Source organism: Halobacillus seohaensis, from assembly GCF_042663045.1.
In the GTDB taxonomy this organism is placed as follows: domain Bacteria; phylum Bacillota; class Bacilli; order Bacillales; family Halobacillaceae; genus Halobacillus_A; species Halobacillus_A seohaensis.
On the sequence record NZ_JBHSZV010000032.1, the window covers coordinates 425 to 16,782 of the forward strand.

The window sequence follows — 16,358 nt, forward strand, 5'->3', positions numbered from 1 at the left end:
ACATCCTTTAAATGTTTTTTGTGGTGATTAACATTAAGGATACCCCACCTTGTTTTTTTAAGCCTAAAACTTACTTACACAGACTATTGTACGTCATCGTTAGATGAGACCCCGGAAGGCGCCAGCCTGAGGAGGCTCAGCGCACGCCCACGGAAAGCGACTCCTTCCCCACCGCCCCTTTATCCAAACAGTCATATCCGAGTCGAGTCTTCAACAATCCTGCTAAGTTAGCGCAACAAGCACAACTTCGTCAATGTGCATAACTATTAGTCTTTTCGTGGATATTGATAAGAGTAACAATGGTTGTATGATTGTTAAGACGATCATACACACTCTTACAAATAAAAGGGCAGTCCTTAAATGGAAAAAAGTGTGTATTTTAATAAGCAAAAACTGTGTCAACTCTTTCAAGCGGTCACACCGTTCCCATTCCTCTGTCTTTACTAATGGAATCATTCTTTTTTACAACTCTTTTTCCATAATACTGCTCGATGGTTGAATGAATTTTTTCCTCAACTCGGGCAACTAACATTTAACATGAGCCTAAAATTAAAAAAAATCATAAAAAAAGACTGCTCCCACGCGTAGCCTCACCTAATAATGATGAATTACCGGAACAGTCTTACTTTCTATTGTTTCTTTCCTCTGGTTTGTTTAATCTTAGGAACATACTCAAATATTTCTCCAGATTCTACAACGTAGATAAACCGCATGAGCCATCGATAATAATCTTGAGCATACTCAAGCCGCTCAATATCCATTTCAATTTTTTCTTTTAACGATTCATCAGTTGTATGTTCCCTAAGATTCAGGAGTTCTTGAATCGCTTCGTCCGCTTCTTCAATATTCGTCTCCGTATGATGTCTCCATCGACTGCCAAATAAAGAGGTGAACGATTTATACCAATCTTCCTCTGATTTATATAAATCTTTACGGATGCCTTTTTTAAATGAGGGCTCCACCATCTTCATATCTGAAAGTGTACGAACTCCTGTAGACATACTCGTTTTACTCATCTCAAGTGCCTCTCGCATGTTATCAAGAGTCATTGCTTCTTCAGCAAAATAAAGAACACCATATAGTCGGCCAATGGACGGCGTAACCCCATATAAACTCATATTCTTAGCGATAACTTGGATAAATTGTTCGATTGTATTTTGATATTTCACCCAATCCTGATTTACTTGTTCTGGCAAAGGGCCACCCTCCATTCACTACATCGTGATTTAATCTGCCAACATTTTATCATTAATAATACAGATTTGCGACCTTATCCCTCATTTAGTTGAAAAGACTTAGCATATGGACGATCTATTTTGGTTAGTAAGTCTTTCCTCCACGTAAATAACAAAATTTGATTACTGCTCGACAGTTCATTAAAGATCTCAAGCATAATAGATAAACGAGCTTCATCAAAATGTACAAATGCATCATCAACAAGAAAAGGAACAGCAAAGTCAGAAGACAACGTTTTAGCTAGGGCCAAGCGTAAAGAAATATATAATTGATCAGCCGTACCTCTCGATAACTCTTCCGTCGTGTAGTGATACTCATTACAATCTTTAACCATAATTTTTTGATGTAAAGGATCTAAATATAAATTCACATATTTTCCAAGCGTAATTTTACGAAAATATTGCTTGGCCACTTCTAGTACGTGCGGTAAATAGTTATTCTGATAGATCTCTTTCGTCTTTTCTAATACATCTAGAGCTATCTTATAGGTTGCCCATTCCTTCGCCTGTTCATTAAATTGAGCACGGTCCAGCTCATATTGATGGTTCAAAGATGATAGGTGATCAGAACTCTCAAGTTGGTCTTTCTTATGGCTATAATTTGCCCGCTCCTGCTGCAAGTCTTTTTGTTCTAGATTCACTTGTTGAATGTCTTGCTCTTGTTTTTCTAGTTGGAAAGAAATCTCACTCTCATTTGGTGAAACAGACCATACGTTGAACATTTCCTGTTCCTTCTTGCTCAACATCATATGAATTTGAGATTTCAGGGTACTCTCCTGTTTTTGTCTCTCTTTTATTTCTTCATGCCTATCTAACTTACTATAAAATTGTTCAACATCTGTAGCTTCCACAGATTGTAACAGTTGGTCTTTCATCATCTGAACTGGTTGCACCTTTTCTTTTACTCGTTCTTTCTGGTCGTTTAGTATAGAGAGCTCTTGATTCAAATGACCTTGTTCTTCTTGTAATTTGCTTTGACGATGATAGAAATCCGAAATTTTTAAAAATTTATCATTAGTAAGCTCTTCAGTATTCTTCCAATCTTGTTTATCAAAAAACCTCACAATTAAATTCTCGATTTCAACCATACGTTTTTCAAGAGTGTCCATTTCATCGCGATTTGATTGCACAACCCTCTGCTTATCTTTAAGCTGTTTTAAAAGGTGATAAAGTTTTTCCCAATGTACAACTTTAATCGCTTTTAAAAATGGGTATAGTCGATATTGCTCTTGCACTATTTCATCTAATCTTTTCTTGCTCTCGTTTATCTTCTTTTTTTGTTGCATGATTCTACTATCTTTTTGGTCCAGTTCTTTTTTATACTCTCGTAAATAAGCAAGTTCCCCTTTAGCCTGCTCATATTGTTGCAACAGTTGCCTAGCTTTCGTATACATTTCTTTTGTAATTGTGCGTTGATTATCTGAAATTGGGGCTTCACCCTGCTTATATGATGGGCTCTTGCTATAAAAATAGCTGATAACACCAATACTAGTAAATATAGCTAAAGAGACCGGAAAAATATTCGAAGTAAGTATAGATAAAAGCATGCCAGCCATGACAACTAGTGTAATGATAAGATAAGGTTTGTTCCAGTAGTTAGGTACTTCTTTTTGTTGATGACTATCGTTGTTTGAATGAATATACCGATCGATTAGTTCACTGTTTTCAGAAGCTTCATCATCACCAATTGTTTGTTTTTCTAAATCACTAATCTGTCTTTCGGTTTGTTGATACTGCTGCTTAAGTATATTTTCTTCATCAATTCGTTGGGATTCCTCTTGATTAAGTTGACGTATCTCTTCATTTAAACTTCTCCACGTCTCCTCTAAGTAAAAAGGAAAATCATAATCCATTAAACTATCTTCGTCGATAGGAATGTCTAAATTAGAAAGTTCGCTTTTCAATTCTCGACCTGTATGTTCTAACTGCTTCTTCAGCCTTTGATATTCTAGACTAGATTGTTCATAAGTAGGTTGATGATTTAATATTTCGTGGATATCTTCTTCTGAAAATGATTGCTGCTCTTGCTTAATTAATGATAAGTGTTCACTTTTTTCTCTTCTAGCCTCTTCGATTGACCGTTGTTCACTTTCTAAAGGGAGAATTTTTTCTTGAAATTGACGCATTTCTTCCCTAGCGTTCATTGGGAAAGAGAAGGAAAAATCAAAGTTATCTTTATTTTTCACATGATGATACTCTTGAACAATTGGGATAGCTTTCTTTATTTGTGAGTAACTATAGTACATTAACCTCTTCTTTTCCATTAATTCATCTAATTCAACACTATCTTGATTCAATTGGTTGATTTTTTCCACAACCTTTTGATAATCACCAACATTTTTTTCTACCTCACTACGTTGGGTCGATAACTTATCTAAACTTTGCAATTCTTGATTAAGTTTCGGTTTTTTACCTTTTGGTTTAAACTGCTGCTCTAGTTCTTTCTCTAGAAATTTTTCTGTTTGATAAATTTGGTCAGATCCTGTGAGGCCAATATTTAAGAGAACTTCTCCCAACTCTTGCCCTGTTAATTGCTGAAGGTCATTTAAATCCTCTGCATTAAAACTATAAATGGATTGATAAACAGATCGTGACAATCCCCCTAGTAATTTCCTTAGAAACGTCTCTTCATATTTTTCCCCGTTGGCCAGCCAACAAACTGCTTCCGCTTGATTACGATCATGAATTCTCTCCACGACAACTTCTCCATAATCCTTAGTTTCCAGGACAAGTCGTCCTCCAACTGTTCCTCCTGTTTTCGGTTGGAAGAACTCTCTTTTTTTAGGTGGTAAGCCAAATAATATAAATAATATAAATTGTTGAATGGTTGATTTACCCGCTTCATTATTTCCTATAATTATATTCATTGGTTGCTCAGCTAAAGATAAAGAATAATCTTTCCATTTACCAAATCCGTAAATATGAAACGATAAAATTTTCATGAATCTACCTCCTTCCCCTTGAGTAATTGTTGAATGACTAGAGATTTGGCTGACTCCATAATCTCCTGCTGTTCTGTATCAGAAAAATCATTCAAGTGTTTAGAAGCCCTGCGATGTTTGTATAGAGGAGCCATGTAATCCTGGATATCATCATTAGATAAGTTATCAAAGTTCCTTAGAACTTCTCCAGTGAAGTGTGCACTCGCTTTCAGCTCACTCTCGTTCCACGATGGTTGATCTTCGATAAAAACCTGGTCAATCCATATCCATTCTTGATCTATGTTTTCACGTTCATTGACGATCTCTACCCACTGTTTTAAAACACCTTCATATTTCCATTTTTCAAGCAAGCCTTGATCCCCTTTAAGAGTTATAGTTAAAAGAATGGGAGAATCGCAAATAATCGATTGCTTTGCTTCTTCAAGGAGTGCTTCTAAATCTTCTGGATGTTTAAGGTTTTTACAAATCTGTTCAACATTTTCATAAATGAAACTATGGAGTGGTAAAAAATAAGGAACAAACTGATCGCCCTTCCATTCCACAAGGTAACATCCTTTAGCCTCATTTTCTTTAGATGATCGCCCTTGAATATTACCAGGATAAATGACAGGTGGTAAATCAGATAATTGCTGTCGTTTATGAATGTGTCCTAGAGCCCAGTAATCCATAGACTTCCGAACGAGGTCTGCCATGGTAAACGGAGCATATACATCATGGCTAGCTTGAGCTGTCTCTAAACTGCCGTGCAACATAGCAATATGATAGTCGGCTTCTCCCTGCTTATTGTACAATTGAGCCTTGTTTTCAGTTACTGAGCGTTGTTCATAACTAAAACCATAAATATTCGCTATCAATCGATCATCACGATAGAACGGGAGAGATCTTACTTCTTCATCTTTAAAAATATGTACATTGCTCGGGTAAGAAATTGGGTAGTGAACTCCACGGATATAATCATGATTGCCATAACTTACATACACTTGTATCCCATAGTGTTCTAATCTTTGAAATCCTTCACGAAGTTTGACTTGGGCTTTTAAACTCCTCATTTCTTCATTAAATAAATCACCCACAATTAAAACAAAATCGACTTGATGGTGGATAGCCTGATTAATTAACCGCTCATAAGCCTCAAAAGTGGAAGCACGGAGCTGTTCCTTTAACTCATCAGGAAGATAGCTTTTCCCTTTAAAAGGACTATCTAAATGTAAATCTGCACTATGTATGAAACGTAATGAACGCATTATACTCCCCCTCCCTACTATCCTTTTATTTTATCAGACAAAATTCACGAATGCACGTTCGATATAATACGTGAAAACGCGTTTGAAGACACGACTCGCATAAGCCAGGCGTCCTTTAATTCTTTATGTCACAAGCGTCTCTATATAAGAAAGTAATGCAAAAATAGTGTGAAAAAAACGGGGATAAACATAATAAGTCACTTAAGCTACCCATACAGTTCCTCCCCAAAACCGCACATAATAACACAAATCCCCCTCTTCCTATTAGAAGAGTTGCACACATTATAAGTAGTTCTGATACCGTGGAGAAAATCTGAATAACAGGTGAAATAACAAACAAAAACGCTTGGACTTTTATGCCCCAAGCGTTTTTGTTTGTTATTTTCTTGTTAAACTAAAGCCCCAGATTGTTTAATAAAAGAATGGCGGTTCCGTTACTTTTCATCGGAGCATGGGGGATGGGAAACCACTCGCTTTCCGTGGGCGTGTGGCGAGCTTCCTCGGGCTATAGCCCTTACGCCTTATAAGGATGAAGGCTAAATCTAGTTCATCAATCCTATCGGGCGTTATCCAACTCCGGCGCCTAGCGGCTAGTGAGACTTTCCTCGCTTCTGTACGATAAGTCAACATCGAATCACGATGTTCTTCGTGTTTCCTTTATCTCCGACAGCTCAGTCTAGTCCTTACGCCGCTGACCAAGGCGCCTCCGCTTTTAAAGTGGAAGCTCGCGATTTCCCGGCCCTCCTTGCCATTGTGAGGCAGACGGAAACCTCAGTAATTGGTTCTTCAAATTGTAGGCTATTCATAGAAGAGATTTTGCAACTGCACACTTGTTCCATATGGTGTAGCGAACACAGAAGACGACTCATGGCAGTAGGGCACGGATAGTGGAAGATAGCCCTCTGGGAAAGGGATTCGTTTCTCACACATCGAATGGGTGGCTTGGGAATCTCCCCATTTCCTAGCCACCCATTCTTTGCTTCTACTGCAATGAACCTCTCTATATGAAGGATTTTAATGGGACCGCCCGCTATCAAGATTTGCATGCAAACTTAGGAATGGCTGCCTTTTCTTGAAGTGGTATCGAGACACTTATATGGTAAAACGGTGAGGCTCCTATGGGATGTGCGGGACAGCTGAGACCCCACAGGACGAAGTCCGAGGAGGCTCAGCGCCCGCCCCATGGAAAGCGAACCTTTTCCCGCAGCCCCTACATTCACACAAACATCTCGAATTCAAGCACAATCTCTGATTTTGTATGCTAATTTATATGTTAAATACCGATCATCGTTGATATAACAAGGAATAATAAGAGACCAAATCATATGCGATTTGGTCTGCTAATTCGTATGCTATTTCGTAAGTTTCTACACCGAAACGGAACTACTTAAACACATTATTTATTTTCTTTTTTAGATAGCTGCATCGCTTTTTTAATATCTTTTAGTGATGAAGATTTTCCATACATCAGAACACCACCCTTATAAACCCGGGCACCTATAAGGGCTAGAAGAAGAATAGAACCAACCAAAACTGCAATTGATAGAACTACCTCCCAAACTGGTATATCCAACATTCCAATTCTTAAAAACATTATAAGAGGTGAAAAAAATGGAACATATGAAGTAACAGTAATAAACATATTATCAGGGGCATTCAGACCAAAAATAGAAATGAAGAATGCTATTATGATCAAATACATCATAGGAGCAATCATTTGCTGAGCATCTTCTAAACGACTGACAAGGGAACCTAAAGTGGCTGCCAAAGTTGCATACAAGAAATAACCTAGTATAAAAAACAGGATACCAAATGCAATGATGTCCAATTGTATTGTACCAAGACCAAACCCTTCCAAAAAAGATCCTTCTTCAGCATTTTGCTGAACACCTACGTAGCCAACTCCTAGAATTAGAGAAAATTGCAGCAAACCTAATAAGGCAATCCCAACAATTTTAGCAAACATTTGTGATACAGGAGAAACGCTAGAAATAAGGATTTCCATAACACGACTAGATTTCTCTGTTGCGACCTCTGTAGCAATCATGCTGCCATACATCATAACCGATAAGTAAAGTAGGAATAGCATGACATAAACGAGACCTCTTGTCTGTTCCATTTCTTCTTCTGTACTACCTCCACCTAACAAAACAGTGTTAAATTCTACTGGGGTATTGATCGCTTCAAGTGTCGCTTGATCCACTTGTGCCTCTTCCGCTGCAATCGCCATTTTCATTTGTTGTAAAGATTGTTGGACGATTTCACCATTAGCAGATGATGTATCTTCTCCTTTATAGTGCGTAGCTTCTGGGAGATTATTTTCTCCAGTTGAGACCTCAACAGCAGAATCATACTCTCCTTCTTCAACCTGTTCTCTTGCCTCATCAACAGACTGTTCATTCACATCCACCGAAAAGTTTGCTTGAGCTGATAATGATTCGCCTAACAAGTTGGCCCAATCTTCATTGTCACTAATAACAGCAACTTCTGAGGGGCTAGCCTCACCGTTATTACCACTATCAAACGTTTCGATAATACTTTGAATATTGCTAATTAGAAAAATGAGACCGAGAGTAACGATAGTTGTAATGATGAACGATTTAGATTTCACACGTGATTTAAAAGTATGGGCGACCATTATTAGAAATTTATTCATAGGAAGCACCAACTTTCTCGATAAAAATATCATTCAATGAAGGCTCTTCTATATTAAATGTCCGAACAAATCCACGTCCACTTAACTCTGCAAAGATTTTTTGAGAAATATCTTCATTCTCTACTTGTATTTCACAACTGTCTCCGTAGGATTTAAATTTTGTAACACCTGGAATATCCTTCAAAAATTGCAAATCAAATTCTGCACTTACGCGAACATTTTTCTTACCATAGGAGCGTTTAATATCTTTCAGTTTGCCATGGACTACAGGTCTACCGTGATGCAAAATACATAAATGCTCACAAAGTTCCTCTACGTGCTCCATTCGGTGGGAAGAAAATACAATCGATGTACCTGCTTCTTTTAGTTCCACCACGGCTTCCTTTAACATTTCAACGTTTACTGGATCAAGCCCAGAGAATGGTTCATCCAATATGAGGAGTTTCGGTTTATGAAGCACAGCTGATATAAATTGAATTTTTTGTTGGTTACCTTTTGACAGATCTTCTACTTTCTTCATTTGATACTCAGGTACTTTAAATTTAGTTAACCAATATTCAATTTCTGATATAGCTTCCACACGATTCATGCCCCTTAACCTAGCCAAATACACAAGCTGATCCTGAACTTTCATCTTAGGATAAAGCCCACGCTCTTCTGGAAGATAACCAATCAAATGACTTTGATCGTAACCAATGTCTCCTTCATTCCAAGATATATCCCCACTCGTTTCTTCAATTAATCCAAGGACCATACGAAATGTCGTCGTTTTTCCTGCTCCATTTGCTCCTAGAAAACCGAAGATTTGTCTTTCTGGGATCTCAATCGATAAATCATCTACAGCAGTAAATGAACCAAATTGTTTTGTTACATTATGTAATTTAAGTGTCACGGTATAAATTCCTCCTTCTTCTTTTATTAATACGAGAAAGTTTTAGCATTTGTTTCATTTTTTTTAAATCAAGCAGGAATTTTACATGTATTTGCCTAATATATAAAATGAGTCACCATTCATCTTAGGGAGGTCTTCCATGAAAAAATACTATCTTACTGTATTCGAAAAAAATGGCACCAATGTACTTGATGAAACATTTGAAGCTAACAATGAGTCAGAAGCAAAACAAATTGGAAAAGATAAGCTAGAAGAAAAAGGATTTTCTGAATATACCCACCGATGTGTGGCACCTGAAGGACGTCTTATTCTTTTTCATAGGTAATGTGGTGTAAAGAATAACAGATACGGTTGAGTCGCAAAATCTGAAAAGGTAAATAAAAAGAGTAGTCCGTAAACTAAGTAGTTCCGTTTAGGTGGAGAAACATACGAATTAGCAGACCAAATCGCATATGATTTGGTCTCTTATTTTCCCCCTGTGAAGGAGTGTTGAAGACTCAATTCCGAGGTCATGGGTGTTCGTTACCGTATAAGGTATATGGTGACTTTGAAACAACTCGCCATCACCACTTGTGAAGACCGTTTCTGAATTTACAGATCAATCGAGGAGGATTGCCGTCTTCCCCGCGGAAAGCGAGTGGTTTCCCGGACCTCATTCTCCGATAAAAAGCAACGGAACTGCCATTCTTTTATTAAACAATCTGAGGCTTTATTTTAACAAGAAATTGTAAAACACCAAGAGTTTTTATTTGTTATTTATGGTCCTAAACATACAAACAAAACATAAAAAAACAGGAAGGGAATCACCAATATCTAGTAGGTATTCCCTCCCTTTATTTTAAAGACTTTTTCAGTGGTTTCAACCGTTCACCTGAGTCTCTTTCCCTACTACTCTCAATGGCCAGACCCTGATTCTGGCCCTACCATTTATTACAGATAACTGCTTCGTTTAAGAACAAGTCATTACATATTTGTATTTACTTTTGTAGCATAAAACCCCTACAGTTTTAATTCTATAATTATACTTCCCAGTGTGATCACAAATTTTTATTCACCTTTAAAATGTGGTGTACGCTTTTCAATAAAAGCTTGTACTCCCTCTTGATGATCAAATGTTTCTCGAAGTTTCCACTGAGACTTTCTCTCTTTAGCCAAATATTGAACCAACTGATCTACCTTATATTCATTATATATTTTCTTTGTGGCAATCATAGATTGTATAGGTCGTTCACTCCATTTATGAGCTAACTTTTCCGCTTCCTGGTGAATATTCTCATCACATACCAAATCAATTAACTGAAAATCAAAGGCTTCCTTTGCTCTTAACTGTTCACCTTGCCACGCAAATTGTTTGGCACGATGTGTACCTAATCGCTGTTCTAGAAAGAAGTGACCTCCCCCGTCAGGAGCAAGTCCTATACCAATGAAATTCATGGATAACTTAGCGTTAGCATCTGCCATTAAATAGTCAGCAGACAATGCTATACTCAAGCCTAATCCCACTACTGGCCCATGAAGAGCTGCTATTACCATTTTAGGCATCGTATAAAACCCGGTGACAATTGCTTCAATATCGTCCATTACTTGATTATAAACACTAGGATCATTTACATCCTTCATCATAGAGATATCGCCACCCGCACAAAAACCATCACCTTTACCGGATAACACAACAATTTGCGCATCATTGTTTTTAATTTCTTTAACTACATCGGCGAACTCTCGAAGCATCTCTACATGTAGCGCATTATATTTTTTACCACGATCTAACTTCACATGAACAATTGGTCCATTCCTCACTATTTCAAAAAAACTCATGGATATCCCCCTATAGATTGTACTTAATCATTCAATTCGTCAAAGTATAAATCTTTCCTGCTTTTTCTAACAGAATTCTCCAAGGGGCTTGATAAAAAAAAGCTGCCCATAATGAGCAGCTTTCCCAATGTCTATTATAAACTTACTGTTGAGGCTCTTCCGGTTCACCGTAAAGATCTTCAAGAGGTTTTGTAATAATTTTACTAATATCATTAATTACAGTGTTAAGACGTTGTTCTTCTTCCATAAGCTTAGAAATTTGAGGGTGTTGTTGAACGACTTCTACAACTTGGCGAGCTTGTTCAACCTCTTCTTCAGAAATTTCTTCGCCTTGCATTTGCTTTTGTTGAAGTGTCATTTGAGTTTGACGAAAATCTTCGAACATTTTCTTAGCTTCTTCGTCGCCCATTACTGCTTCATAAGCATCTTTCAAACCTGTAAATTCTTCACTGTTGCGAATTGCTTTTTCAAGATCATATGCATGATCGTACATGTTAGCCATAAATTAAATGAACCTCCTAAATAGTTGAGTTTTAAACTCCTTTCTCACTATAACAAACATGTTTCGTCATGTATAGGAATAGGAATTATCCGAAGAAAAGCACAAGAAATCCTTGTAAAAGTCCAATCATTCCACCAAGTAAAGCACCGAGATACGTGATCATCTTAAATTCTCTGCGAGAGATGCCCAAGACCATTTCTTCTAAACGTCCAACATTGAATGATTCAACTTCTTCTTGAACAATTTCTGATAAATGCATAGACTCCATCATCGATTCAATTTTAGAGGCAATCAAACTTGTAGCTTTTGGCACAAGTGCGGGCACCACATCCAAGATGATTTTAGACTGAAGCGGCTTCGTCCAATCAGCTACAGATTTATTCAGCCATTGCTCAATTGGTAATGCATTAGCGACAGCATGACCTAAACCGTAAGAAATCGTATCTTTACCTATCTGATCTTCGAAATGACTAATGGGCTGCTCAAGCGCTGATGTCAACTCATTTTGAAGCATGGCCTGTAACCATTCTGTAGTTTCTCCAGTAGAGACATACTTTAAAATAACAGGATGTACTTTATCAATCACGCGCTCAGACCCCATGAAAGACTGAATCATGTTACCCAAAAACCCTTGATTATCTAAGTAATCATCGATTAAAGCTCCAACCTTTTCTTTTCCTTCAGCACTCTCTAGATATAGATGAGCTCTGTTTTGAATATATACCGCCAGTTGATCTACACCGTTTTCTGCTCTATGCTGACCTTCTTCAGATATAATATTCTTTAATTTTTGGTGACGATAATCATCCATCAATACTTCAAAGCGATTTTCCACCCAGGTTGACACGGATTGTTTAACGTTATCATTATCCAAATGTATGTCGTAGTCTTGCAATAATTCAGGAAGAGTACCCTGATGTGACAATGCTTTTTCAACTTCTCTTTGGCCAAAATTAGTTAGCTCATTTTGAAACTCTTGTCCTTCGATTTTTCGTTTCAATCCATCTGCTGTCAGCAAATGATCAACAACCATTCGTCCCAGTTGTCTAGCTAATTCCTTTTGACGTTTCGGTATTAATCCCGGTGTAAAGGGAAGTCGGTAGTTACCGATATAAATCGCCTTATAAGGACGAAATAACATTTTAATCGCTAATGAATTAGTAATTCCACCGATCGCAGCACCGATAACCATCATTAAAATAATTAATACAATTGAATTCATAATTTAACCTCTCTTCAAACAAAGAACTGAATCCAATTATAGAACAATTAAAGTTGCTTCGCCAATCCAAAAAAATAAGACCACCTTCATTAGGTGATCTTTAGCTCCTAGTTTAACCGACCATATATCGTTCCAAATCGGGTAGCATGTTCCAGTTCATCTGTCATGGCGATAAAAAGAGGTTGATAAGCCGATGGATGAGGAATCATAAATAACATTTCACGATACATTTCAGCAGCTTCAAACTCATCTTGTTGAGCTTGAATAACACCTTCCTCGAAAGAATCATACTCCACTCTTGTAGGTTCGAAACGATGGTATTCCCCTGTAAGTTGGCAATGTAGATTCTGGAACATGTAATAATGTTTAGCTTCGTCTTCTTCGGCATGGTCAATGTAATCCTTAAATATCTTGTTATCTGTATCTCTTTTTAATCGCTGATAAAACTCATTAGCCGCCCATTCATTTTCAATTGCGTTCTCCAACATACTTAAAAAATGTTGCATCGTTATGACCTCCTCACACTTATACGTATGAAGAAGCTTGTCTTAATTATGACAATAATAAAAAGAGGTATACGAATTCTTAATTAAGAATTCGTATACCTCTTTGGTTTTGATTTTTGCATCCTAACTATACTACTTACTAAAAAATGCTTCTTCTCCCCAAATCACCGACTTTTTACAATCATATTCACCGCTTCATTAATGAGATCTTCAGCTGATCCCCCTTCTTCTTCCGCTTCTTTAATACAAGTTTCCAAATTTTTCGCTACAATATAACCAATGGCGCGATCCATAGCCGATCGAGCTGCTGAAAGTTGAGTAATAACATCTTTACACTCTTTATCTTCTTCCATCATTTTTAAAACTCCACGTACCTGGCCTTCAATTCTCTTGAGACGATTCTTAGTTTCTTGGTTGTATTCGTATTTATCTTTCACATCTGTCACGTTGATTTCCTCCTAATTTAAGGTTAATTGGCAGTTAAACATCATGTATACTAAATTATAATATAGTTTTATTTAAGCTTTATCTTATCATAATAGTAAATTTCATAAAAAAAAGGAAGTATCCTATGTCACTTATTAACCAATTAAAACTAAATTATCCTTCTTTAATCGTAATAGGGCCTTATGATCGATTGCCGACAAATTCATATAAACTATTTCGTACGCAGGATGAACAAACAATCGGTATTGAAAATGATGAAATCAATGATCGTGAGATACACCTTTTATCTACATTTCTACAACCAATCGATACTCATGAACTAAAGCTAACTAAACAAGAACGTTTATGGAAAGAATTTTTAGAAGGAAAGACAAATCATCTTACTTTGCCTGAAAACCTTAATAAAGTTCGATTTATATTTTTCTCTTTATCTGATTCAATGCTCGAACTTGACTCCTTTCAAGAAGCTCTGCAATCCCTTTTCCCTAGAAAAATGCCGCTTATTTGGCGAAATGATTACGAAGGAATTATCATTGAAGAATTTCTCGGGGAGGATCAAGAACCTATCTCTTTTGATAACGTAATTGATGTTCTAATTAGTGATTTTTATACAAAAATGCACTTTTTCATCAGTGAAGATATTCATGATTTAAGCAAGTGTCAGGAGAAATACAATTGGTCCTATAAATGCTTCGAATTATCCAAAAAATATCAACTAGGCAAGGTTGTAGAATTTCAGGAAGTTATCCCTTATGTTTTTATCAATGCTTTATCTGATCAAGACCTTACCTCTTTACAACAATCAATGTTACTAGAAGTTGAGGAAGATAAAGAGCTTCTCCGCACCATTCGAGTCTTTCTTGAGGCCGGTTCCAACACTACGCTTGCTTCTAAGCTTTTGTTTATGCACAGAAACAGCTTACAATATCGCGTCGACAAATTTATTGAAAAAACAGGTGTAGACGTTAAACAATTCGATCAGGCTGCTATCGTATATTTACTGCTGTTACATTCAAAGCTATGATCAGACTGCACAAAGAGTCAGAAAATTCTTTGTGCAGTCTGTCCATTTACCTATATATTAAATTTCGCTAAACTAAGGACAGATAAAAGAAAGCGATTTCAAATAGGAGGAATTATACATGGCAGAGATAGTGCTAGATCGTATTGAAAAGGTATATGACAAATCAGTGAAAGCCGTTGAAGACTTTAATTTACATATTAACGATAAAGAATTCGTCGTATTTGTAGGGCCTTCAGGGTGTGGTAAATCAACAACTTTACGTATGATCGCAGGTCTAGAGGAAATAACAGGCGGAGACTTCCTTATTGACGAACAACGTATGAATGATGTAGCACCTAAAGATCGGGACATTGCAATGGTTTTCCAGAACTACGCGCTTTATCCACACATGAACGTTTACGATAATATGGCATTTGGTCTTAAATTACGCAAGATGGATAAAAAGGAAATTGAAGACCGAGTAAATAACGCTGCATCAATATTAGGTCTGGAAGCTTTACTAGATAGAAAACCGAAAGCGCTATCAGGAGGTCAGCGTCAGCGTGTAGCTTTAGGACGAGCCATTGTACGTGACGCGAAAGTTTTCCTAATGGATGAGCCGCTTTCCAACCTAGATGCCAAATTAAGAGTTCAAATGAGAGCAGAAATTCAAAAACTACACAAGCGTTTACAGACAACTACAATCTACGTAACCCACGACCAAACCGAAGCGATGACAATGGCTACTCGTCTTGTAGTTATGAAAGATGGGTTGATCCAGCAAGTAGGAGCTCCAAAGGAAGTATATGATAAACCAGATAACGTGTTTGTTGGCGGATTCATTGGATCACCTGCTATGAACTTCTTTACAGGTACTCTTCGCGAAGGACACTTAGAGTTAGGTGACGTAAAAGTCGCTATCCCTGAAGGAAAACTCAAAACATTACGTGACCAAAATTATATCGGAAAAGAAATTATTATAGGGATACGTCCTGAAGACATGCATGATGAGCAGCTCTTCATTGATGCCAATCCTGACAAAAAAATCCTCGTTGACATAGAAGTTGCAGAATTAATGGGGGCTGAATCTTATCTATACTCACGTTTAAATGATCAAGAGTTTATTGCGCGAGTAGATTCACGTTCTGATGTAGACGGTGGAGACCAAATTGAACTGGCAATTGATATGAACAAAGTACACTTCTTTGATGTTCAAAGCGAAAAACGCATCCGCTAAATTAAAAAAAGATAAATAAAAAGCAACACTTTTAAAAAAGTAGTTCAGTATCGAAGTACAAGAATGCAAATTGTACCCCTCAACTGAACTACTTTTTTATGATTGCAATTAAAATGGCAAGCAAGTTGCATTTGCAAAAGCAATCCAGATAGATTGGGATTACAATATCACTATGTAAGAATGCGATCCGTTTTTCTATGATCACTTTTCCCTAAGCACTTTTTAAGTTAGCTAAACATATTTATTGTGAGGGATAAACATTTCTGTTGTCCACCACCCTTTAGGTGAATATTAGATAATCGTACAATAAAGAATAAAATACGAAAAGCGCAGCCCTATAAATAAAGCCACGCTTTCCGTTTTAGAGTGAAATAAAGGAGAAAGGGCGCACCCTTTCTCCTCCTTCACTCATATTTATTTGCTTTGTCCGCCGAACTGTTGTTCAGCCATTTGTACTAGACGCTTAGTGATTTCTCCACCTACAGAACCGTTAGAACGGGAAGTAGAATCAGCACCAAGCTGAACGCCAAATTCTTGTGCAATTTCAAACTTCATTTGGTCTAGAGCTTGTTGTACACCAGGTACTACTAACTCGTTTGAGCTGTTGTTGTTAGCCATGTTGTCTCACCTCCTGTGTGTAATTATAGTATGATC

Annotated in this window: 14 protein-coding genes; 3 read left to right on the plus strand and 11 right to left on the minus strand. The window is 37.2% G+C overall.

Annotated elements, in window-relative coordinates; all coding sequences use genetic code 11:
• Positions 1-629: 629 nt before the first annotated feature.
• The 5 genes from ACFQIC_RS12425 to ACFQIC_RS12445 form a co-directional block, all read right to left on the minus strand.
• A complete protein-coding gene (locus ACFQIC_RS12425; protein ID WP_204709501.1) occupies positions 630-1,196 on the minus strand; it encodes a GbsR/MarR family transcriptional regulator in 567 nt (188 codons plus the stop codon).
• Between the two features lie 74 nt (positions 1,197-1,270).
• Complete coding sequence (locus tag ACFQIC_RS12430) at positions 1,271-4,177, minus strand: ATP-binding protein (protein ID WP_204709503.1); 2,907 nt, start codon at positions 4,175-4,177, stop codon at positions 1,271-1,273.
• On the minus strand, positions 4,174-5,421 hold the full coding sequence (locus tag ACFQIC_RS12435; protein ID WP_204709505.1) for a metallophosphoesterase family protein: 1,248 nt from the start codon (positions 5,419-5,421) through the stop codon (positions 4,174-4,176). Before ACFQIC_RS12435 ends, ACFQIC_RS12430 begins: the two co-directional genes overlap by 4 nt.
• 1,396 nt (positions 5,422-6,817) lie before the next feature.
• On the minus strand, positions 6,818-8,077 hold the full coding sequence (locus tag ACFQIC_RS12440) for an ABC transporter permease (protein ID WP_204709507.1): 1,260 nt from the start codon (positions 8,075-8,077) through the stop codon (positions 6,818-6,820).
• Entirely contained in the window at positions 8,070-8,969 is a 900-nt protein-coding gene (locus tag ACFQIC_RS12445; RefSeq protein ID WP_204709509.1) for an ABC transporter ATP-binding protein, read from the minus strand. Before ACFQIC_RS12445 ends, ACFQIC_RS12440 begins: the two co-directional genes overlap by 8 nt.
• A gap of 139 nt (positions 8,970-9,108) precedes the next feature.
• On the opposite strand from ACFQIC_RS12445, the gene ACFQIC_RS12450 reads away from it, so the two are divergent.
• On the plus strand, positions 9,109-9,294 hold the full coding sequence (locus ACFQIC_RS12450) for a YhzD family protein (protein WP_204709511.1): 186 nt from the start codon (positions 9,109-9,111) through the stop codon (positions 9,292-9,294).
• A gap of 722 nt (positions 9,295-10,016) precedes the next feature.
• Here ACFQIC_RS12450 and ACFQIC_RS12455 read toward each other — a convergent pair.
• The 5 genes from ACFQIC_RS12455 to ACFQIC_RS12475 all read right to left on the minus strand — a co-directional run bounded on the left by ACFQIC_RS12455 (position 10,017) and on the right by ACFQIC_RS12475 (position 13,454).
• On the minus strand, positions 10,017-10,787 hold the full coding sequence (locus ACFQIC_RS12455) for an enoyl-CoA hydratase (RefSeq protein ID WP_204709513.1): 771 nt from the start codon (positions 10,785-10,787) through the stop codon (positions 10,017-10,019).
• Between the two features lie 142 nt (positions 10,788-10,929).
• On the minus strand, positions 10,930-11,289 hold the full coding sequence (locus tag ACFQIC_RS12460) for a YlbF/YmcA family competence regulator (protein WP_204709514.1): 360 nt from the start codon (positions 11,287-11,289) through the stop codon (positions 10,930-10,932).
• Positions 11,290-11,374: 85 nt separating this feature from the next.
• Positions 11,375-12,511, minus strand: coding sequence for a DUF445 domain-containing protein (locus ACFQIC_RS12465; RefSeq protein ID WP_204709515.1), 1,137 nt, complete (start codon positions 12,509-12,511; stop codon positions 11,375-11,377).
• 107 nt (positions 12,512-12,618) lie between these two features.
• Positions 12,619-13,017: a ferritin-like domain-containing protein gene (locus ACFQIC_RS12470; RefSeq protein WP_204709516.1), complete on the minus strand. Its 399-nt coding sequence runs from the start codon at positions 13,015-13,017 to the stop codon at positions 12,619-12,621.
• 164 nt (positions 13,018-13,181) lie between these two features.
• The gene (locus tag ACFQIC_RS12475) at positions 13,182-13,454 is read right to left on the minus strand and encodes a metal-sensitive transcriptional regulator (RefSeq protein ID WP_390217186.1); all 273 of its coding nucleotides are present in this window, start codon (positions 13,452-13,454) and stop codon (positions 13,182-13,184) included.
• Between the two features lie 134 nt (positions 13,455-13,588).
• On the opposite strand from ACFQIC_RS12475, the gene ACFQIC_RS12480 reads away from it, so the two are divergent.
• Positions 13,589-14,488: a PucR family transcriptional regulator gene (locus ACFQIC_RS12480; RefSeq protein ID WP_204709518.1), complete on the plus strand. Its 900-nt coding sequence runs from the start codon at positions 13,589-13,591 to the stop codon at positions 14,486-14,488.
• Between the two features lie 118 nt (positions 14,489-14,606).
• Positions 14,607-15,704: an ABC transporter ATP-binding protein gene (locus ACFQIC_RS12485; protein ID WP_204709519.1), complete on the plus strand. Its 1,098-nt coding sequence runs from the start codon at positions 14,607-14,609 to the stop codon at positions 15,702-15,704.
• 414 nt (positions 15,705-16,118) lie between these two features.
• On the opposite strand, the gene ACFQIC_RS12490 is transcribed toward ACFQIC_RS12485, so the two are convergent.
• Positions 16,119-16,322 carry a small, acid-soluble spore protein, alpha/beta type gene (locus ACFQIC_RS12490; RefSeq protein WP_204709521.1) on the minus strand — a complete coding sequence of 68 codons (204 nt, stop codon included), beginning with the start codon at positions 16,320-16,322 and terminating at the stop codon, positions 16,119-16,121.
• Between the last annotated feature and the right edge of the window lie 36 nt (positions 16,323-16,358).